General features: G+C 66.2%; 21 protein-coding genes. 16 read left to right on the plus strand and 5 right to left on the minus strand.

Features of this window, described 5'->3' with window-relative positions:
• The first annotated feature begins 124 nt into the window (after positions 1–124).
• Complete coding sequence (locus AC50X6_RS01220) at positions 125–1,108, plus strand: thioesterase domain-containing protein (RefSeq protein ID WP_494964503.1); 984 nt, start codon at positions 125–127, stop codon at positions 1,106–1,108.
• A gap of 48 nt (positions 1,109–1,156) precedes the next feature.
• On the opposite strand, the gene AC50X6_RS01225 is transcribed toward AC50X6_RS01220, so the two are convergent.
• Positions 1,157–2,011 (minus strand): HAD-IIA family hydrolase, encoded by an 855-nt coding sequence (locus AC50X6_RS01225; protein ID WP_494964504.1) that lies wholly within the window; start codon positions 2,009–2,011, stop codon positions 1,157–1,159.
• 54 nt (positions 2,012–2,065) lie between these two features.
• Between AC50X6_RS01225 and AC50X6_RS01230 the strand changes: the two genes are divergently transcribed.
• The 3 genes from AC50X6_RS01230 to AC50X6_RS01240 all read left to right on the plus strand — a co-directional run bounded on the left by AC50X6_RS01230 (position 2,066) and on the right by AC50X6_RS01240 (position 4,361).
• The gene (locus AC50X6_RS01230) at positions 2,066–2,761 is read left to right on the plus strand and encodes a TrmH family RNA methyltransferase (RefSeq protein WP_494964505.1); all 696 of its coding nucleotides are present in this window, start codon (positions 2,066–2,068) and stop codon (positions 2,759–2,761) included.
• A 149-nt stretch (positions 2,762–2,910) separates the two neighbouring features.
• On the plus strand, positions 2,911–3,930 hold the full coding sequence (gene fbaA, locus AC50X6_RS01235) for a class II fructose-bisphosphate aldolase (RefSeq protein WP_326968441.1): 1,020 nt from the start codon (positions 2,911–2,913) through the stop codon (positions 3,928–3,930).
• 2 nt (positions 3,931–3,932) lie between these two features.
• The gene (locus AC50X6_RS01240) at positions 3,933–4,361 is read left to right on the plus strand and encodes a DUF3151 domain-containing protein (protein WP_494964506.1); all 429 of its coding nucleotides are present in this window, start codon (positions 3,933–3,935) and stop codon (positions 4,359–4,361) included.
• Between the two features lie 213 nt (positions 4,362–4,574).
• Here AC50X6_RS01240 and AC50X6_RS01245 read toward each other — a convergent pair whose 3' ends face one another.
• Positions 4,575–5,207: a uracil-DNA glycosylase family protein gene (locus tag AC50X6_RS01245; protein ID WP_494964507.1), complete on the minus strand. Its 633-nt coding sequence runs from the start codon at positions 5,205–5,207 to the stop codon at positions 4,575–4,577.
• A 381-nt stretch (positions 5,208–5,588) separates the two neighbouring features.
• Here AC50X6_RS01245 and AC50X6_RS01250 point away from each other — a divergent pair, with 381 nt between their 5' ends.
• The 11 genes from AC50X6_RS01250 to AC50X6_RS01300 all read left to right on the plus strand — a co-directional run bounded on the left by AC50X6_RS01250 (position 5,589) and on the right by AC50X6_RS01300 (position 13,615).
• The gene (locus tag AC50X6_RS01250) at positions 5,589–6,878 is read left to right on the plus strand and encodes an adenylosuccinate synthase (RefSeq protein ID WP_494964508.1); all 1,290 of its coding nucleotides are present in this window, start codon (positions 5,589–5,591) and stop codon (positions 6,876–6,878) included.
• A gap of 296 nt (positions 6,879–7,174) precedes the next feature.
• Positions 7,175–7,666 (plus strand): hypothetical protein, encoded by a 492-nt coding sequence (locus tag AC50X6_RS01255; RefSeq protein WP_494964509.1) that lies wholly within the window; start codon positions 7,175–7,177, stop codon positions 7,664–7,666.
• An 89-nt stretch (positions 7,667–7,755) separates the two neighbouring features.
• Complete coding sequence (locus tag AC50X6_RS01260; RefSeq protein WP_494964510.1) at positions 7,756–8,304, plus strand: RNA polymerase sigma factor; 549 nt, start codon at positions 7,756–7,758, stop codon at positions 8,302–8,304.
• Positions 8,301–9,068: a hypothetical protein gene (locus AC50X6_RS01265; protein WP_494964511.1), complete on the plus strand. Its 768-nt coding sequence runs from the start codon at positions 8,301–8,303 to the stop codon at positions 9,066–9,068. Before AC50X6_RS01260 ends, AC50X6_RS01265 begins: the two co-directional genes overlap by 4 nt.
• Before the next feature lie 202 nt (positions 9,069–9,270).
• Positions 9,271–9,696: a CoA-binding protein gene (locus tag AC50X6_RS01270; protein WP_494964512.1), complete on the plus strand. Its 426-nt coding sequence runs from the start codon at positions 9,271–9,273 to the stop codon at positions 9,694–9,696.
• A gap of 88 nt (positions 9,697–9,784) precedes the next feature.
• Positions 9,785–10,678 (plus strand): polysaccharide deacetylase family protein, encoded by an 894-nt coding sequence (locus AC50X6_RS01275; RefSeq protein ID WP_494964513.1) that lies wholly within the window; start codon positions 9,785–9,787, stop codon positions 10,676–10,678.
• Positions 10,679–10,730: 52 nt separating this feature from the next.
• Positions 10,731–11,150 carry an MmcQ/YjbR family DNA-binding protein gene (locus AC50X6_RS01280; protein WP_494964514.1) on the plus strand — a complete coding sequence of 140 codons (420 nt, stop codon included), beginning with the start codon at positions 10,731–10,733 and terminating at the stop codon, positions 11,148–11,150.
• Positions 11,147–11,701: a DUF1990 domain-containing protein gene (locus AC50X6_RS01285; RefSeq protein ID WP_494964515.1), complete on the plus strand. Its 555-nt coding sequence runs from the start codon at positions 11,147–11,149 to the stop codon at positions 11,699–11,701. Before AC50X6_RS01280 ends, AC50X6_RS01285 begins: the two co-directional genes overlap by 4 nt.
• Positions 11,702–11,830: 129 nt before the next feature.
• Entirely contained in the window at positions 11,831–12,148 is a 318-nt protein-coding gene (locus AC50X6_RS01290; RefSeq protein ID WP_494964516.1) for a putative quinol monooxygenase, read from the plus strand.
• 79 nt (positions 12,149–12,227) lie between these two features.
• Positions 12,228–12,521, plus strand: coding sequence for a DUF503 domain-containing protein (locus AC50X6_RS01295; RefSeq protein WP_494964517.1), 294 nt, complete (start codon positions 12,228–12,230; stop codon positions 12,519–12,521).
• A gap of 119 nt (positions 12,522–12,640) precedes the next feature.
• Positions 12,641–13,615 carry a type IV toxin-antitoxin system AbiEi family antitoxin gene (locus AC50X6_RS01300; RefSeq protein WP_494964518.1) on the plus strand — a complete coding sequence of 325 codons (975 nt, stop codon included), beginning with the start codon at positions 12,641–12,643 and terminating at the stop codon, positions 13,613–13,615.
• Between the two features lie 177 nt (positions 13,616–13,792).
• On the opposite strand, the gene purL is transcribed toward AC50X6_RS01300, so the two are convergent.
• Genes purL through purS form a run of 3 tightly spaced genes read right to left on the minus strand, consistent with a single transcriptional unit; the run spans position 13,793 to position 17,134 of the window.
• Positions 13,793–16,126 carry a phosphoribosylformylglycinamidine synthase subunit PurL gene (gene purL / locus AC50X6_RS01305; RefSeq protein WP_494964519.1) on the minus strand — a complete coding sequence of 778 codons (2,334 nt, stop codon included), beginning with the start codon at positions 16,124–16,126 and terminating at the stop codon, positions 13,793–13,795.
• Positions 16,123–16,881 carry a phosphoribosylformylglycinamidine synthase subunit PurQ gene (gene purQ / locus AC50X6_RS01310; RefSeq protein WP_494964520.1) on the minus strand — a complete coding sequence of 253 codons (759 nt, stop codon included), beginning with the start codon at positions 16,879–16,881 and terminating at the stop codon, positions 16,123–16,125. Before purQ ends, purL begins: the two co-directional genes overlap by 4 nt.
• Before the next feature lies 1 nt (position 16,882).
• Entirely contained in the window at positions 16,883–17,134 is a 252-nt protein-coding gene (gene purS / locus AC50X6_RS01315) for a phosphoribosylformylglycinamidine synthase subunit PurS (RefSeq protein ID WP_326968456.1), read from the minus strand.
• A 264-nt stretch (positions 17,135–17,398) separates the two neighbouring features.
• Here purS and AC50X6_RS01320 point away from each other — a divergent pair, with 264 nt between their 5' ends.
• Positions 17,399–17,584 carry a hypothetical protein gene (locus AC50X6_RS01320; protein ID WP_494964521.1) on the plus strand — a complete coding sequence of 62 codons (186 nt, stop codon included), beginning with the start codon at positions 17,399–17,401 and terminating at the stop codon, positions 17,582–17,584.
• Positions 17,585–17,746 lie beyond the last annotated feature (162 nt).

Consider the following 17,746-nt stretch of genomic DNA (forward strand, 5'->3'; position numbering starts at 1 on the left):
CGACTTCGGCCGAGCTGTTCTCCGGCCCCGTTTCAGATCCGCGATCCACGGTGACTACGGTAGAGGTGTGCCGCGTGCGACGCAAGCAGATGATGTGGGCGGGCCAGCTAAAAACGCGGCCCGTATGCTCCGCCACGCCGCCGAACTCAAGCGGTTCTCGCGGCGCAGTTTCCTGGCCGGCAGCGGGTCCGCGTCGCTGCTCGCGGCGGACATGCTGGTCACCCGCAGGGTGCAGGCCGAGCGCCGCGTCAACAAGATCCTCCGGGTGCCGGATGACACCGCGGAGAAATACTTCCCCAATGCCAGCTGGTTCCTGTTTCCCGGCTACAAGACCAGCTGGGAAGAGGCGCAGTGGATCCTGAACGTGCTGCGCGGCGCGCTGAACAAGCGCGGCCAACTGGCCGCCGTCGGCTATTCCAATGTTGGCCTGGACATCGACAAGATCGTCATCGCCGTTGTGGAGTATGCGCGGGTCCACAAGCTCGGCACGCTGTACTTCTACGGCCACAGCTTCGGCGGAATGGTGGCAACGCAGGTGGCGGCCCGGCTACGGGAGTTGCACGGCATCGAGGTGGCGCTTATTCTGCTCGATTCCAGCCCGTACAGCAAATACGATGTGCTGGACCGGAGTTGGTTCGAGGGGGTCGTGTTCCTCTACGAGAGCGGGTTCCGCTTCCCCACCGTGCTGCGCGGCGGGTATGAACTCGGCGAGCGGATACTGCACAAGGACGAACGGAGTTGGGGGCAGATCCGGGACCAGACGCTGGAGCAGCTGTCTCCGATTGCGCCCTCGAGCGTGCTGATCCAGTCCGAGTCTGCGTACATCTACCACTTTGACGGCAGCCGGTTCGCGGGAAAGCTGGGCGGCACCAGGATGGCGTTCATCGGCAATCCCGAGGACCGCACCGTGGACTACGGGACGGCCCGCGACTCCTGGGCGCTGACTTACAAGGACAACATGGCGTCCGGCCTTCTGCGCACCGACGGGGCGACGCCGGCGCATGCCAGCCCGGGCTGGAACCCGTTCGTCTACCGCCCGGTCATCGAAGAACTCCAGAACGAACTCTTCCCGCTGCCCTCCGGCGGAGGGAAGAAGACCGCCTTCTAGTGCTTGCGCCTGGCGCCAGGCCCCGTGTTGCTGGTCCCGGGCCGGAACCTAGATCTGGTTCTTCAGATCCGCCACGGAGTTCAGGATCTGGTTCGGCCGGAACGGGTAGGCGGCGATGTCGTCGCGGTGGGTGATGCCGCTGAGCACCAGCACGGTGTGCAGCCCCGCCTCCATGCCCGCGATGATGTCGGTGTCCATCCGGTCCCCGATCATGGCCGTCGTTTCCGAGTGCGCGTCGATCTGGTTCATGGCTGAGCGGAACATCATCGGGTTCGGTTTGCCCACGATGTACGGTTCGCGGCCGGTCGCCTTGGTGATGAGTGCCGCGATGGCGCCGGTGGCCGGCATCGGACCGTCCTTCGACGGGCCGGTGGCGTCCGGGTTGGTGGCGATGAACCGTGCGCCGCCGAGGATCAGCCGGATTGCCATGGTGATTGCCTCAAAAGAGTAGGTGCGGGTTTCGCCGAGCACCACAAAGTCCGGGTCCTGGTCGGTGAGAATGAAGCCGGCCTCGTGCAGCGCCGTCGTGAGCCCTGCTTCACCGATCGTGTAAGCGCGGTTGCCGGAGTCCGAGCCGCGCACCTGGTCCTTGAGGAACTGCGCCGTGGCCAGTGCCGAGGTCCAGATGTTCTCCTCCGGGATCTCCAGGCCGGAACTCTTCAGCCGGGCGGCGAGGTCCCTGGGCGTGTAGATGGAGTTGTTGGTCAGGACCAGGAACCGCCGGGAGGTGTCCACCCAGCGCTGGATGAGCTCCGCGGCGCCGGGGATGGGCTGGTTTTCGTGCACCAGGACACCATCCATGTCCGTCAGCCAGCATTCGATGTCCTGGCCGCTGCGGTACATCGACGACGTCGACCGTGCTTCGTCTGAGTCTGTCCGCTGGTCTTCGTTCTGGTCCGACATGGTGTCCTCCGCCGTTAATGTGCCGCTTCCTGTTCCTAAGTCTAATGTTGAGTCGTGACTGAACCCGAGAGCCCCAGAGAACCCGCCGTCCCGGCGGCGGAGCCAGCCTATGCGTCAGAGGCCGGGGCGGAGCCCAAGGCGGCGGTCGGCGTCGGACCCTGGCGCGGCGAGCTGCCGCAGGGCGGGCACTGGGACCCGGATCTTCTGGCGGACGGGGACCGGCGCAACGTGGTGGACCAATACCGATATTGGAAACACGAGGCGATCGTGGCGGACCTGGACTCCAAACGCCACAACTTCCACATCGCGATCGAAAACTGGCAGCACGACATGAATATTGGCACCGTGGTGCGGACCGCCAATGCGTTCCTGGCCAAGGAAGTGCACATCATCGGACGACGCCGGTGGAACCGCCGCGGGGCTATGGTCACCGACCGCTACCAGCACATCCGCCACCACCCCACCGTTGACGACTTCGTCGCCTGGGCGCAGGGGGAGGGACTGGCAATCATCGGCATCGACATTTTCCCGGATTCCGTGCCGCTGGAGACCTACGAACTGCCCAGGGACTGCGTGCTGGTGTTCGGGCAGGAGGGCCCCGGACTGACCCCCGAGGTCCACGAAGCCGTCGTGGACACCTTGTCCATCGAGCAGTTCGGTTCCACCCGCTCCATCAACGCAGCCTCCGCCGCGGCCATCGCGATGCATGCCTGGATCCGCCGGCACGTCTTCAGCCAGCTCCCGGGGTAGGTTCCCGCACCCGACTCACGAGCGAGTATTACAGGCCGGGCGTGACCGGAACCACTGCCCGGCGCAGGAATGGCTAGGATGGTCCTAGCCGACGAGGTCCACTCCAGGGTCAACCCAGCCCGCAGACGAAATTCACTTTAGGAGTCAGCATGCCCATTGCAACCCCGGAGATTTACTCCGAGATGATCGACCGCGCTAAGACGGGCGGCTTCGCATTCCCGGCTGTCAACGTCACCTCCTCCCAGACCCTCAACGCCGCCCTCCGAGGCTTCGCCGAGGCCGAGTCCGACGGCATCGTCCAGGTCTCCACGGGAGGCGCGGCCTACTGGTCCGGCGCTTCCACCAAGGACATGGTGGCCGGCTCGCTGGGCTTCGCCGCCTTCGCCCGCGAGGTCGCCAGGAACTACGGCGTCAACATCGCCCTGCACACGGACCACTGCCCCAAGGACAAGCTTGACGGCTTCGTCCTGCCGCTGCTGGCCGCTTCCGAGGCAGAGGTCAAAGCCGGCCGCAACCCGCTCTTCAGCTCACATATGTGGGACGGCTCCGCCGAGACCCTCCCCGAGAACCTGCGGATCGCCCGCGAACTCCTGGCACGCACCGCGGCCGCCAAGATGATCCTTGAGGTTGAGATCGGCACGGTCGGTGGCGAGGAGGACGGCGTCGAGAACGCCATCAACGACAAGCTCTACACCACCGTCGACGACGCCCTGGCCACCATTGATGCCCTCGGTTCCGGCGAAAACGGCCGTTACATCACCGCACTGACCTTCGGCAACGTGCACGGCGTCTACAAGCCCGGCGGCGTGAAGCTGCGCCCGGAGATCCTCAAGGACATCCAGGCGCAGGTGGGCGCCAAGATCGGCAAGACCAGCCCGTTCGACCTCGTCTTCCACGGCGGCTCCGGCTCCTCCGAAAAGGAAATCGCGGACGCCGTCTCCTACGGTGTCATCAAGATGAACATCGACACCGACACCCAGTACGCCTTCACGCGCCCCGTGGCGGACCACATGCTCCGCAACTACGACGGCGTGCTGAAGGTCGACGGCGAGGTCGGCAACAAGAAGCTGTACGATCCCCGCGTCTGGGGCGCCTCCGCCGAGGCCGGCCTCGCGGCCCGCGTCGTCGAGGCAGCCCAGCAGCTCGGCTCCACGGGAAAGACGTTCTGAGCGTGTCCGAAGAGTTCCGCAGGAACCTGATGGGTCCCGAGCCCACGCTCCTGCCGGCCGAGACCGAGGTCTATGCGGCGCTGGACGCCGGCCAGGAAGCACTGGACCTGGTGGAGGACCAGCCCACATCCTCGCTGCTTTGGGCCGTGCTGGCCGAGGAAGCGTGGGACGAGGGCCGCACCATCGATTCCTACGCCTATTCCCGCGTCGGCTACCACCGCGGCCTGGATTCGCTGCGCCGCAACGGCTGGCGCGGCGTCGGGCCCATCCCGTGGGAGCACGAACCGAACCGCGGCTTCCTGCGCGCCCTGTACTCGCTGGGACGTGCGTCCGCCGCGATTGGCGAGGCCGAGGAGCCGGAGCGGATCGAAAAGTTCCTCAAGGACTCCGATCCCACCGCCAAAGCGGCCATCGAAGCCGAGAAGCGCTAACCAGGCACCACACCGCAACGCGGGGTCACTTAGCGCCCATTCCTTAGCGGCGGATGGGCGCTAAGTGACCCCGCGTTGCTCCTAAACGTCGACGGCGGGCGCCCACCATTGGTGGGCGCCCGCCGTCGTGCGGGGGTGCATGCGTGCGGGTGGGAGGGCCCACGCCCGCCGGGTTCCCTGGCCGAGCTTGCGAGGCTAGGGTGCGGGTGGGGACTAGTTGGTCTTGGCCAGACCCGTGCGGGCCATGGCGTCCGCGTAGACGGTGTTCATTTCGTCGAGATACTGCTCCTGGCGGGCCGGGGTGCCGGCGAAGGCGCGGCCGCTGAGTGAGCGGACCTTGTAGGTCTTAAGGCCGCGGCGCCAGATCATGGGCACCTCGGTCTTGAGGAGCAGGTTGGCGAGGCGGTTGGCCTCGGTGCCGTGCGCCACGATGACGGAGGCGCGGGGAACAACCGCCAGGAACTTCAAGAGCGGCTTCAGGCCGGCGGAAATCTGGTCCGGCGTGAACTTACCGTTCGGCTCACCCGGGACGTACCAGGGGTGGACGTTCCACGGCATGACGTATTCGGGGCGCAGGCCCAGCTTCCACTGGACGCCGAGCAGGCGCGCGGCCGCTTCCTCGTCTCCGGCGGTGATGAAGCCGGACTCATCCTCGGTGCCGATGTTGGAGAAGAGGCTGATGATGCGGCACTCGTCGATGTCGTGGATCGGGTCCACATAGGGGACATTCATGCCGGCTTTGGTGGACTGCAGCGTGTCGCACAGCTCGTTGACGGCCGCGACGCTAGGTTCGTAGCGGCGGCTCAAAAGCAGTTCGCGGGAATTTTCAGTGGCCAAGGCTGTCATATATTGCTGAGTCTCCTGCGGGATTGGTAACGCTGCCAGACCGTACGCGGGTGAGCCGAGCACCGGGCACGCCAAATACGGAGTGGTTTGAAAATGTGGTGTGGACCGATTCCTGGTCGATCCTTATTAGTCTATCAAGCCCTGCGAAATGACGGGCCGGCCCGGCCTAGCAATGGGTCCAGGGGGTGGTCAAATGGCTGCAGGCCACTGTGATCGGCTAAACTTGGGTGGTAAGAGCCCCGGACTCTGGCGTTGATGTTAAGAGCACAGCAACAGAGTCGGGGCATTCTCATGAACGGCGCTGACCTCCGGTGACCACCTTGGCGAATCAAGCACGGTGAATCACACGGTCGTCGGCCCGTACGAATGGGGGAGGATCCCATGCCAGCAATCGTGATCGTCGGAGCCCAATGGGGCGACGAAGGAAAAGGCAAAGCCACTGACCTGCTTGGCGGCCGCGTTGACTACGTCGTCAAGCCCAACGGCGGCAACAACGCCGGGCACACCGTCGTCGTGGGCGGTGAGAAGTATGAGCTCAAGCTCCTTCCGGCCGGCATCCTGAGCCCCAACGCGGTTCCGATCATCGGCAACGGCTGCGTGGTGAACCTCGAGGCGCTGTTCCAGGAGATCGACGGCCTTGAAGCCCGCGGCGCGGACACCTCCAAGCTGCGCGTCTCCGCCAACGCCCACCTTGTGGCGCCGTATCATCAGGTCCTGGACAAGGTCACCGAGCGTTTCCTCGGCAGCCGCGCCATCGGCACCACTGGCCGTGGGATCGGCCCGGCCTATATGGACAAGGTGGCCCGCCTCGGAATCCGCGTCCAGGACGTCTTTGATGCCTCCATCCTGCGCCAGAAGGTCGAAGGATCGCTGCGCCAGAAGAACGAACTCCTGGTCAAGGTCTACAACCGCCGCGACATCGAGGTGGACGAGATCGTGGAGTATTTCCTGTCCTTCGCCGAGCGCCTCCGCCCGCTGGTCATCGACAGCACCTACGTCCTGAACACCGCCCTGGACGAGGGCAAAGTGGTCCTCATGGAAGGCGGCCAGGCCACATTCCTGGACGTCGACCACGGCACGTACCCGTTTGTGACGTCCTCGAACCCCACGGCCGGCGGCGCCTGCGTGGGCTCGGGCATCGGCCCCACCCGGATCTCGCGCTCCATCGGCATCATCAAGGCGTACACCACCCGCGTGGGCGCCGGGCCGTTCCCCACGGAGCTGTTCGACGACATGGGCTTGTACCTGCAGAAGACCGGCGGCGAGTTCGGCGTCAACACCGGCCGGCCGCGCCGTTGCGGCTGGTACGACGCCGTGCTGGCGCGCCACGCCTCCCGGGTTAACGGCTTCACCGACTACTTCGTCACCAAGCTCGACGTCCTCACGGGCATCGAGCAGATCCCGGTCTGTGTGGCCTACGACGTCGACGGCGTCCGGCACGACGAAATGCCGATGACCCAGACCGAATTCCACCACGCCAAGCCCATCTTCGAGTACTTCGACGGCTGGACCGAGGACATCACGGGCGCCCGCACGATCGCGGATCTCCCGGAGAATGCCAGGAACTACGTGCTGGCCCTCGAGAAGCTCTCCGGCACTCGCTTCTCGGCGATCGGCGTCGGCCCGGACCGGGACCAGACCATCGTCATCAACGATTTGATCAACGACTGATACCGACTTTCGCGGTAACTGACGCACGACGGCGGCGGGTCACCTTGGAGGTGGCCCGCCGCCGTCGTTAAGTCGCTGGTGAGGGCTTCGAAGGGCCCATCCGGAGCAAAAAAAAAGAAATTCGGATCGGTGCGTAACCTTTCGGGGTAGCCCGGCGATTACTCCTTTGTAAGCGCCGCCGGAACCTGGACCCCCATCGGGGATCCGGCCGGCCTTCGACTGAAAAAGCGGGCTGTTGGCTTCCCCATCGGGCCTCGGCTGGCCTTCGAACAAAAAACAAAGGATGTACATTTCTTATGAAGAGTGTTAGCAAGACCACCAAGATTGCTGTCGGCGCTGCGATTCTCACAGTCGGAGGATTCTCCGGCATCGGCCTGGCCAACGCGGCCCAGGTGTCGAACACCCAGCAGGCCGAAGTGACCCCCGCTACGCCCGCCATCCCGGCAATCCCCGCGGTTCCGGCGACTCCGTCGGTTCCGGCGGCTCCGGAAATTCCCGCCGTTCCGGCCGTTCCGGCTGGCCCTGCTGTGCCGGCTTCCCCGTCCGCTGACGGCTCCGCCGAGGGCGACGCCGGCGTCGAAAGCACCGAGGGCTCCGCCAAGGGTTCCATCCAGGCAGACAAGAACGGCGCCGCCCTTGAGGGCAGCGCCAACGGTGCCGCACACGCCAACGCTGACCTGAGCATTGCCGTTCCGGCCCTCCCCGGCGGCAAGGGCGTGCCGGCTACTCCTGCTGTCCCGGCACTTCCGACCCTGCCGTCCGCCGAACTGCCTGAGCTCAACAAGTAGGCACCAAACGCCTTCCCAGGGAGGCCCCGGGGGTGCGGCCGCTAGACTTGCCGCGGCCGCACCCCAGCAGTAACCGGAAGGACAGCCTCTTGGCGGATCAGCTAAGCGATGACGAATTGTCAGCAGCCTTGGCTGGTGAGCCCTCGGGATTCAGCGCCGTCTACATAGCGGTTTCGCCCGCGGTACTCGGCTACTTCCGGGCCCGCGGCGTCGAAGATGCCGAGGCGCTCACCCAGGATGTGTTCGTGGCTATCCTGCCGAAACTGGCCAACGTCACCGGCGGGCACAAGGGCTTGAGGACCTTCATTTTCTCTGTCGCCCATGCCAGGCTCGTGGACTGCCGCCGGCGGGCCGAACGCACGCCGTATCTGGCCGAATATGATCCCCGGGACGACACCCGTTTTGCCGCGTCCGCCGAGGACGAGGCCCTTGGGTCCCTGGGCGGCATCTCGGACACCCTTGCCCGGCTCAACGAGGAGCAGCGGGAGGTGCTGGTCCTGCGGATCGTCGCGGACCTTTCCACCGAACAGGTGGCCGGCATTATGGACAAGACGCCGGGTGCCGTCAAACAGCTTCAGCGACGCGGGCTCAGCGCCCTGCGCGAACTCGTCTCCGAAAAGGACCACGCAGCATCATGACCGGCACCCGCGAACCCCAGCAGGAGGGCAGCATCCAGGCGATGCTCCGTGATTCCGGCCTCGACGCATCCACCGAGCTCCACAGCTCGCTGGAAGAACTCCGCGCCCTGGTTCCGGACTGTGCCCCTGCGCCCCGCGCCGACCTCGCGGCTCTGCTGGCCGCCGGCGCCCGCCGTGCCGCAGGCGGTGCCCCGGCAGCAACGACGACGGCGCTGCCCGCGGTCGCATCGGCGCCGGATCATAGCGACGAAGCACTGCCGGCTGGGGTTGTGAGCCTCGCCGAGCGCCGCGGACGGAAGCGAAGACTGGCAATCGTCGGCGGCGCCGTCGTAGCTGCCATGACCCTCGGCGCCGGTGCAGTGGCAGCCTCCAGCGAGGACTTCCGCCTCCGGGTCAGTGACACTGTCGGCGTCATCTTCCAGCCGTCCGGCGAGACACCCGATGTGGCTCCTGAGCCCGGCCAGCCGTCACCGGCGGAGATTCCTGCAGCTGCCGTGCCGTCGATTGCGGCGAACGGCACCACGCCGCCGGCGGCAGAAAACATACCGCAGGCTCCCGGATCCGTTGCCGGGGCTCCCGCGGCGCCGCCCGTCGCCGTTACTCCCCCAGCGGCTGGCCGCGGCGGTGTCCTTCCGGCGCCGCCCCATGGTCCGTTCGCGCCAGGGCTCCCCGGCCTGCCCCGCCCGGGCGAGGACCGGGGCCTTCCCACGGTTCCGCTGCCGGCTCTTCCGGGTGCGCTTCCCACCCTCCCCGGCCAGCCTTAGCCTGCGAACCCAGCCGTAGCCTGCCCAGTCCGGATGCCCGCCGCGATGGCCCCGTCCGGGGCTCCCGGCAGGCAATCGGATTTACGGAACACGTCCACGGATAGGGGTTCTCCGGCCGGCGAGCTGCGCGGCGCGCGGCCTTTGCGACGGCGCAGCGGTGGCACTTGCGGCAGGCAGGCTGCGGGGTGGTTAGGCTGTGCTCATGGCCCACGTCAATGATCAGGCAGTCCTCGAACGGCATATCCGCACCAAGGGGAGGTGGGCCATTGTGGGCCTCAGCACGAACCAATGGCGTGCCGCCTACGACACCTCCCTGTTTATCCGCGACCGGCTGGGCATGGAGATCATCCCGGTAAACCCTGCCGCCGATCCCGTCCATGGCGAAACCGGGTACGCGAGCCTGGCCGACATTCCGGCCGGGAAGCGGCCCATCGACGTCGTCGACTGCTTTGTGAATTCGCAGCGGGTCGGGGCCGTCGTGGACCAGGCGATCGCCGCCGGCGCGAAAGCCGTGTGGCTGCAGTTGGGCGTCATTGATGAAGCGGCGGCGGCGCGGGCCAAGGCCGCCGGACTTGACGTCATCATGAACGCCTGCCCGGCGCAGGACGCACAGCGTTTCGGCCTGTAGGTCACATCTGTGCAGCGTCCGTCAGAGACCGCCTTTTTGCCCTGTTAGTCTTCTGCTGACACCCCTTCATCCGAGCCCAGGATCACCCATGTGCGAAGACCAGCCACCCGCGTTTCCCTCGAACCCGGCACGCCGGGGGGCTTTGGGAATCCTCGGTGCTTCCCTGATGGCTGCCTTGGGCGCCTGCGCTGCCCCGGACGGCACCTCACCGGGATTCGCAGCCGCGTCCGGTGTTGCCTCGTGGACCGGGCGGGCGCTGCCCTCTGCGCTGGCTGCCGGGCACCGAAAGGCCGAGTTTTCCTCGGTGTCCGCGGCCCCCGCAGCGCTCCGGCGCCCCGGAAACAAACGCCTCCGGCGGAGCTTCATCCCCGACTTCAAGCTGCCGCCGGCGCAGGACGGCCTCGCGCCCGTGATCACGAAGATCGATACGCAGCACCCCGTCGTGTTCCTCACCATCGACGACGGCGAGACCAGGACCCCGGAGATGGTGCGTCTTATGACCGAATACGACTACCCGGCGTCGATCTTCCTCGCCCGGACCTTCGTTCAGTCCGATCCGGCCTTCTTCAAGCAGTTCGAGGCGCAGGGAAGCCTGGTGGAAAACCATACGGTGAGCCACAACATCAACATGGTCAACCAGCTCAACTACCGGCACCAGCTCGCGGAAATCACCGGCATGCAGGACTATGCCCAGCAGCACTACGGACGCCGCCCCACGCTGTTCCGGCCGCCCGGCGGCGCTTACTCCAACGTCATGCGGCAGGCGGCCGCATCCGCCGGGATGCAAGCGATCATTACGTGGGAGGCCAAAGCCAACGCCGGCCGCATGGACTACCAGCATGGCAATGTGCTGCGGCCGGGAGACATCGTCCTGATGCATTTCCGGCCCGAATTCGCCGCAGACCTGGCGGCCTTTCGCGCGGCCCAGCTGGCGGCCGGCCTTGAGGTGGTGCTGCTGGAGGACTTCCTCGGTGTCGTCTGAGCCGCGCCGCCTGCCGGGCCATAATGTCGGTCATGGGAAGTAGGCTCTAACCATGGATGTAGCTGCACTCCGGCGGTTGTGCCTCGGCTTCCCCGGGGCGTTCGAGGACTTTCCGTTCGGACCCGAGACTTCCGTGTTCAAAGTGTGGGCGGCGGTGTCCGGCGCCCGCCGCGAAGCTAAGATGTTCGCGCTTTCCGCCATGGCGGATGATGATTTTGCCGTTAGCCTGAAGTGCGAGCCGGCGCTGGCAGAACAGTTGCGCGCCGCGCACCCTGAAATCACCGGGGCCTGGCACCTGAACAAGACCCACTGGAACGGCGTTCGGCTGGACGGTTCATTGCCTGACTCGATGGTGTGCGACATGGTGGAGGACTCCTATGACCTCGTCGTCGCCACCCTGAGCCGGCGCCAGCAGGAACAGCTCGGCTGGGCCAGGCTGGCTCAGGACTCCGCCCGGACGGTGCGGCCGTGACCGGGCCGCGGATTGCCGCCGGTGAGCTTAACTACGAGGGGATCGGCTCCACGGAGCAGGGGCCGCCGCCGGACGTCGATTGCCTGGTGACCCAGGCCTACGTCGGCGAGGGCCTCGAGGCGTACCGGCGCGTTGTCCGGGAGCTGTTCAGCTGGCAACTCCAGAAGCGGGCAGGGCTGCGGGTCCGCGCGGATTCCGACGTCGTGGCTCCCGGGGCGCGCGTGGTGAGTGGCTTCGGCGTCGGACCGTTCCGGATCAACGCGCCCTGCGAGGTCGTCTGGGTCCGCCGGCCGGTGCCCGGTGGCGGGCCCCAGTCCGCGGGCTTCGGCTACGGAACACTCCCGGGGCATCCGGTCCGCGGCGAGGAGGCGTTCCAGATTCTTATTGACCACAAGGGCGTTGTTACCATCCAAATTACGGCCTTCGGTGTTCCGTCCACTTGGTTCTACGCTGCCGGGGGCGCCCTGACGCGGCGGGCGCGGCGCCGCATCACGTCCCGCTACATCAGGAGTGCACAGGAACTGGCACGGGAGGCTAGAGAGGCCTGCTGATCCTCCCCCCTCCGATTGCAACGCGGGGTCACTCACGGCCCATAAATGTCCGGGCAATGGGCCGGATATGACCCCGCGTTGTCCTGTTGCGAGAATGGAACACCATCCCGCCATACCGAAAGGCACCCCGTGATCTTCATTGTCGTTAAATTCAAGGTCCAGCCCGACTGGGCGGAGCGCTGGCTCGGCCTCGTCGAGGACTTCACCCACACCACCCGGCAGGAACCGGGCAATCTCTGGTTCGACTGGTCCCGCAGCGTGGAGGACCCCAACGAGTTCGTCCTGGTCGAGGCCTTCAAGGACGACGCCGCCGGGGACCATGTCAACAGCGCACACTTCAAGCAGGCCATGGCGGACATGCCGCAGGCACTGCGGGAAACGCCGCAGATCATCAGCCGCCAGTTTGACGGCGAGGGCTGGGACCGGATGGGCGAGCTCACCATCTAGGCCTCGTCGATTGCTCCGTAACCGCCCTTTTGGCACCACAGAACGGCAGTTGCGGAGCAATCGATGGGAATATTGGAGCATGTGGATTGGCTGGATCGAATTCGACATCCTCCTTGGTGACGTTCACAGCCTGAAGGCGAAGCGCTCCGTGGTGCGCCCCGTGCTCGCCGAAACCAAACGCCGCTTCGATGTCTCCGTGACGGAGGCGGCATTGCAGGACCAGTACAGGCGGACCGTCATCGGCGTCGGGCTGGTCGCCTCGGACCGCGCGCACCTCGTGGAGGTCCTCGCCGCCGTCGAACGCTTCGTGGCAGCGCGCCCTGAACTCGAGATGCTCAGTGCCCGCCAGCGGGAACTCCGCAGCGACGAATGAGCGCCCATCGATTGCTCCAGATCCGCCGTTTTGAGGCTCGAAAAGGGCGGATCTGGAGCAATCGATGGCTCATGTGGATAACTTCTGCGGCGCCGGCGCGGTTCTGGTTTTATGAGGGCATGAAGACCGCGCGCCCGCTGCCGGAGGAGCTCCAGAACCGTCCCTTTACGATTGCCGAAGCTGCAGAGGCCGGTGTGTCGCCCAAGCAGCTCCGCCACCGCTCCCTCGCAGCGCTGGGCAGGGGGATTCGTTCCTTGAACCCAACGCTGGAGCTTCCTCTGAGCGTGAGGGTGCGGCCTTTCGTTGAGGTCAATGAGCGATGCGCCGCGTCGCACCTCACCGCGGCGGAGCTTGGTTGGCTTCCGGTACGGCGACAAAAGGAGGGACCGCAGATGTATCACATGATTAGGCCCGAGGGCGCTGCCCATCTCAACCGGCCACATGTCATCGTTCATCGGATGAAGCTTTACGACGACGAGATCACGCTCGTGGACGGAATTCCCATCACCACACCGGAGCGAACCTGGCTGGATTTGGCCGAAATGCTGACCGTGGACGAACTCGTGGTGGCCGGCGACAGCTGTGTCCGGGTGCCCCGGCTTGAATTCGAGGGCAGGGACCTGCCGTTGTGCAGCCTCGGGGATCTGCAGCGGATGATCGACCGCCACAAGGGAAAGCGTGGAATCCGCAAGGCCAAGCAAGCTCTCACACTCATTCGAGTAGGCTCAGATTCGCCGCAGGAGTCCTTGCTGCGGCTTGCCATCGCTCGGGCCGGCCTTCCGGAGCCGGAGCTGAACGTGCCCATTATCGACGACGTGGGCACTCGGCACCACGAACCTGACTTGTCCTATCGGAAGTTCAGAATCGGTATTGAATACGAGGGTGAGCAACACGGTGATGAGGCGCAAATTGTCCGGGACATCGCCCGGTCCGACAGGTACACCGCCCTCGGTTGGACAGAGGTGCGCATCTCCAAGCGGCATATGGTCCATGATGCGAATGCCGCGGTGGCCAAGATCCGCACCGCACTTGTCCAGGCCGGCTGGCGCCCGGGCCGTCAAACCAAAACGGCTGCTCCGCAACTGCCGTTCTGAGGGTCCAGAAGGGCAGTTACGGAGCAGTCGACGGGATTGGGCGGAATTGGGCGGCGGCGGATGGGCCCACGCCGCCAGGGTTCCCTGGCCGAGCTTGCGAGGCTAGGGCGGCGGTGGGTGGGCCCACGCCGCCAGGGTTCCCTGGCCGAGCTTGCGAGGCTAGGGCGGCGGCGGGGACTAGCCGAAGTACTTCGGCAGGGTGGCCTCGTGGGCTTCGCGCAGCGCCTCGAGGGTCATGGTTTCGACGCCGTTGATCTCCAGCGTGCCGCCCTCGGCGTCCACGACGCCGATCCGGACGTGCGCGAAGCCGCGGGCAGTGCACATGTCCTTGAAGCGGATCTCCTCAGACCGGGGCACTGCCACGATGGCGCGGCCCTGGGACTCGGAGAACAGAGCCGTGAACAGGTCCACTCCGTCGCGGTCCAGGACGTCCTGAAGGGCGATCCGGGCGCCGACGCCGTAGCGCAGCGAGGACTCCACGAGGGCTGCGGCGAGGCCGCCTTCGGAGAGGTCGTGCGCGGAGTCCACCATGCCGTCGCGGGAGGCGTTGATCAGGATTTGACCCAGCGCACGTTCGGCGGCGAGGTCAACCCGGGGTGGCAGCCCGCCGAGGTGTCCGCGCATGTTGGACCATTCCGAGCCGTCCAGTTCCGCCGCCGTCGTGCCTAGCAGATAGATGGCCTGGCCGTCCTCGCGCCAGCCCGACGGTGTGCGGCGGGCGACGTCGTCGAACTTGCCCAGCACGGCCACTACCGGGGAGGGGTGGATCGGCGTCGAGCCGGTCTGGTTGTACAGCGAGACGTTGCCGCCGGTGACCGGAATGCCCAGCACCATGCAGGCGTCGGACAGGCCCCGGATGGCTTCGGCCAGCTGCCACATGACGGCGGGGTCCTCGGGCGAGCCGAAGTTCAGGCAGTCGCTGACGGCCATCGGCACGGCGCCGGAGGTGGCGACGTTGCGGTAGGCCTCGGCCAGTGCCAGCTGTGCGCCGTGGTACGGGTCGAGGTAGGTGTAGCGCCCGTTGGCGTCGGTGGCCAGTGCCACCCCCAGGCCGGTTTCCTCGTCCACCCGGACCACGCCGGCGTCGTCCGGGAAAGACATGGCGGTGTTGCCGCCGACGTAGCGGTCGTACTGGTTGGTGATCCAGGACTTGCTGCACATGTTGGGTGAGGCGACGAGTTCGGTGATGGCGGCGGCCAGTTCCGCGGGGGCGGACGGGCGGCCGGCGTCCTGCACGGACCCGGTGAAGGCGTCGGCCTGCACGGCGTCCTGCCACTCGGGGCGGGCATAGGGCCGGTCGTAGACCGGACCGTCGTGGGCCACGGTGCGCGGGTCGACGTCGACGATAACCGCGCCTTCCCACGTGATGATCAGGCGGCCGGTATCGGTCACCTCGCCCAGCCAGGAGTACTCCACCGCCCACTTGTCCATGACGGCCTCGAACGCGGCGATGTTCTCCGGGGTGACCACGGCCATCATGCGTTCCTGCGACTCGGACATCAGGATTTCGCCCGGTGTCAGGGTGGGGTCACGCAGCAGGACGGAGGTCAGTTCGACCTCCATGCCCCCGTCGCCGTTGGAGGCGAGCTCGGACGTGGCGCAGGAAATGCCGGCGGCGCCCAGGTCCTGAATACCCTCAACCAGGGAAGCCTTGAACAGCTCCAGGCAGCACTCGATCAGGACCTTCTCGGCGAAGGGGTCACCCACCTGGACGGCCGGACGCTTGGACGGTTTGGTGTCATCGAAGGATTCCGAGGCCAGCACGGAGGCGCCGCCGATTCCGTCGCCGCCGGTGCGGGCGCCGAAGAGCACCACTTTGTTGCCCTTGCCGGTGGCGTTGGCAAGGCGGATGTCCTCGTGCCGCATCACGCCGACGGCCAGCGCGTTGACCAGCGGATTGCCCTGGTAGACGGAGTCGAAGACCATTTCGCCGCCGATGTTCGGCAGGCCCAGGGAGTTGCCGTAGCCGCCGATGCCAGCCACTGCGCCGTGCATGACGCGGGCGGTATCCGGGTGGTCAATGGCACCGAAACGCAGCGGATCCATCACGGCCACAGGGCGGGCGCCCATGGAGATGATGTCGCGGACGATGCCGCCGATGCCGGTCGCGGCACCCTGGTAGGGCTCCACGAACGACGGCGAATTGTGCGACTCGATCTTGAACGTCACGGCCCAGCCGTCGCCCAGGTTGGTGACACCGGCATTTTCGCCGATGCCCACGAGCATGTCCTTCTTCATCTCCTCCGTCACCTTTTCGCCGAACTGGCGCAGGTGGTTCTTGGAGGACTTGTACGAGCAGTGCTCGCTCCACATGACGGAGTACATGGCGAGCTCGGCGCCGGTCGGGCGGCGGCCCAGGACCTTCACGACCTCCTCGAACTCGTTCTGTTTCAGGCCCAGCTCGGCCCAGGGGAGCTCGGTGCCCGGGGTGGTGGCCGCGTTCTCGACGGTGTCGATGTTGAACTTCCGGGCGGTCTCCGCGGGCGCCGCCACTGCGGGTGTCTCCGTCATTTGTTGTCTCCCACGATCTTGTTCAGGACAGAGGTGAAGAAGCCGAGGCCCTCGGTGCCGGAGCCGTTGTCTGGACCGAAGCCTGCCTCCACGGCGTGCTCGGGGTGCGGCATGAGGCCCACCACGTTTCCGGCGGCGTTGGAGATTCCGGCAATGTCCCGGCGGGACCCGTTCGGGTTGAAGCCGACGTAGCGGAACACAACGCGGCCTTCAGCTTCGAGGGCATCCAGGGTCTTCTCGTCCGCGATGTACTGGCCGTCCTGGTTCTTCAGCGGCACAGTGATTTCCTGGCCGGCGGCGTAGTCCCGGGTCCAGGCGGTGGTGTTGTTCTCCACCCGCAGGATCTGGTCGCGGCACATGAACAACAGGCGGTCGTTCTTGATCATCGAGCCGGGAAGCAGGTGCGATTCGGTGAGGATCTGGAAGCCGTTGCAGATGCCCAGGACGGGCAGCCTGGCGTCCGAGTTGGCGGCGTCGATGATCCTGGCCATGAGCGGTGCGAACCGTGAGATGGCGCCGGCCCGGAGATAGTCGCCGTACGAGAAACCGCCGGGGATCACGACGGCGTCGACGTCACCCAGGGTGGTGTCGGCGTGCCAGAGCGCCACCGGGATGGCGCCTGCCAGGCGGACTGCACGGGCGGCGTCGCGGTCGTCCAGGGTTCCGGGGAAGGTGACGACGCCGATCCGGGCGCCGGCGAGGCCCGGGTTGGCCGCGACGGCTGTGGGGAGACCGATCAGGGGGATTTCAGTCATCTCAGGCCTCGACGACCTCGACGTTGACGACGTCCTCGATGACCGGGTTGGACAGCAGGGTCTCGGCTGCGTTCCGGGCCTGGGCCAGGATCTCCTCGGTCACCTCGCCGTCGACCGTCAGTTCAAAGCGTTTGCCCTGACGGACAGAGCTGAAGGCGGTAAAGCCCAGCCGGGGGAGTGCCCCCGCGATGGCCTTCCCCTGCGGGTCGAGAATCTCGGGCTTGGGCATGACGTCGACAACGATCCGGGGCATCCGGCAACTCCTGTGCGTGAGCATTGGGTAAGGGCGCAGCGGAGTGGTGCCGTCTCACGCCTATACCGCTGTGTGCTGGGGACAACATGAAAGGGCGCTCCGCGAGCTTGCATGCCCATTCTACCGGCCGCGGCGGCACCGGCCGTCTTCGCCCGGTAAGTGTGAACCGCTCTGGGAAAACGGCCGGGTGGCGGGAGCTGTCACACGTCGCGGGCACCGGCGCGGGCTATGGTTTCCGCAGTGGACGGTCAGTAGGATGTGCCCATGTCTGAGAAATCAAAATCCGTGCTGTTGCCCGTCGTCGCTGCAGCCGTCTTTGCGGGCCTCGGCCGGATGGTACTGCAGAAGATCAGGGCGGACCGTGCGGCGAGGGAAACGAACGTGGCCGGACCCCTCGATGAGAAGACCCGCGCCTGGATCAGCGAAGTGGTCCGGACCCCGCGGCAATAGCAGCACGGCAACGGCGGCAGGGCACGTTGACGGCCGCCCGGCCCGGCGGAATTCCCGCGACCCCGGGTGCACGCCCGGGCAGCCTGTCGAATTGTGTGACAAATTCTAAATTGCCCTTGTGTTCTATGTCATATCTGGCTCTCAGTCTGTACTGTTTGAATC

The sequence above is a fragment of the Pseudarthrobacter sp. HLT1-7 genome (genome assembly GCF_059383435.1).

Excerpts from the sequence above, each read along its gene's own strand:
- AC50X6_RS01220 (WP_494964503.1), top strand. The coding sequence starts at position 125 with ATGCTCCGCCACGCCGCCGAACTCAAGCGGTTCTCGCGGCGCAGTTTC.
- AC50X6_RS01225 (WP_494964504.1), bottom strand. The coding sequence starts at position 2,011 with ATGTCGGACCAGAACGAAGACCAGCGGACAGACTCAGACGAAGCACGG.
- fbaA (WP_326968441.1), top strand. The coding sequence starts at position 2,911 with ATGCCCATTGCAACCCCGGAGATTTACTCCGAGATGATCGACCGCGCT.
- AC50X6_RS01245 (WP_494964507.1), bottom strand. The coding sequence starts at position 5,207 with ATGACAGCCTTGGCCACTGAAAATTCCCGCGAACTGCTTTTGAGCCGC.
- AC50X6_RS01250 (WP_494964508.1), top strand. The coding sequence starts at position 5,589 with ATGCCAGCAATCGTGATCGTCGGAGCCCAATGGGGCGACGAAGGAAAA.
- AC50X6_RS01255 (WP_494964509.1), top strand. The coding sequence starts at position 7,175 with ATGAAGAGTGTTAGCAAGACCACCAAGATTGCTGTCGGCGCTGCGATT.
- AC50X6_RS01265 (WP_494964511.1), top strand. The coding sequence starts at position 8,301 with ATGACCGGCACCCGCGAACCCCAGCAGGAGGGCAGCATCCAGGCGATG.
- AC50X6_RS01270 (WP_494964512.1), top strand. The coding sequence starts at position 9,271 with ATGGCCCACGTCAATGATCAGGCAGTCCTCGAACGGCATATCCGCACC.
- AC50X6_RS01275 (WP_494964513.1), top strand. The coding sequence starts at position 9,785 with ATGTGCGAAGACCAGCCACCCGCGTTTCCCTCGAACCCGGCACGCCGG.
- AC50X6_RS01280 (WP_494964514.1), top strand. The coding sequence starts at position 10,731 with ATGGATGTAGCTGCACTCCGGCGGTTGTGCCTCGGCTTCCCCGGGGCG.
- AC50X6_RS01295 (WP_494964517.1), top strand. The coding sequence starts at position 12,228 with ATGTGGATTGGCTGGATCGAATTCGACATCCTCCTTGGTGACGTTCAC.
- AC50X6_RS01300 (WP_494964518.1), top strand. The coding sequence starts at position 12,641 with ATGAAGACCGCGCGCCCGCTGCCGGAGGAGCTCCAGAACCGTCCCTTT.
- purL (WP_494964519.1), bottom strand. The coding sequence starts at position 16,126 with ATGACGGAGACACCCGCAGTGGCGGCGCCCGCGGAGACCGCCCGGAAG.
- purQ (WP_494964520.1), bottom strand. The coding sequence starts at position 16,881 with ATGACTGAAATCCCCCTGATCGGTCTCCCCACAGCCGTCGCGGCCAAC.
- purS (WP_326968456.1), bottom strand. The coding sequence starts at position 17,134 with ATGCCCCGGATCGTTGTCGACGTCATGCCCAAGCCCGAGATTCTCGAC.
- AC50X6_RS01320 (WP_494964521.1), top strand. The coding sequence starts at position 17,399 with ATGTCTGAGAAATCAAAATCCGTGCTGTTGCCCGTCGTCGCTGCAGCC.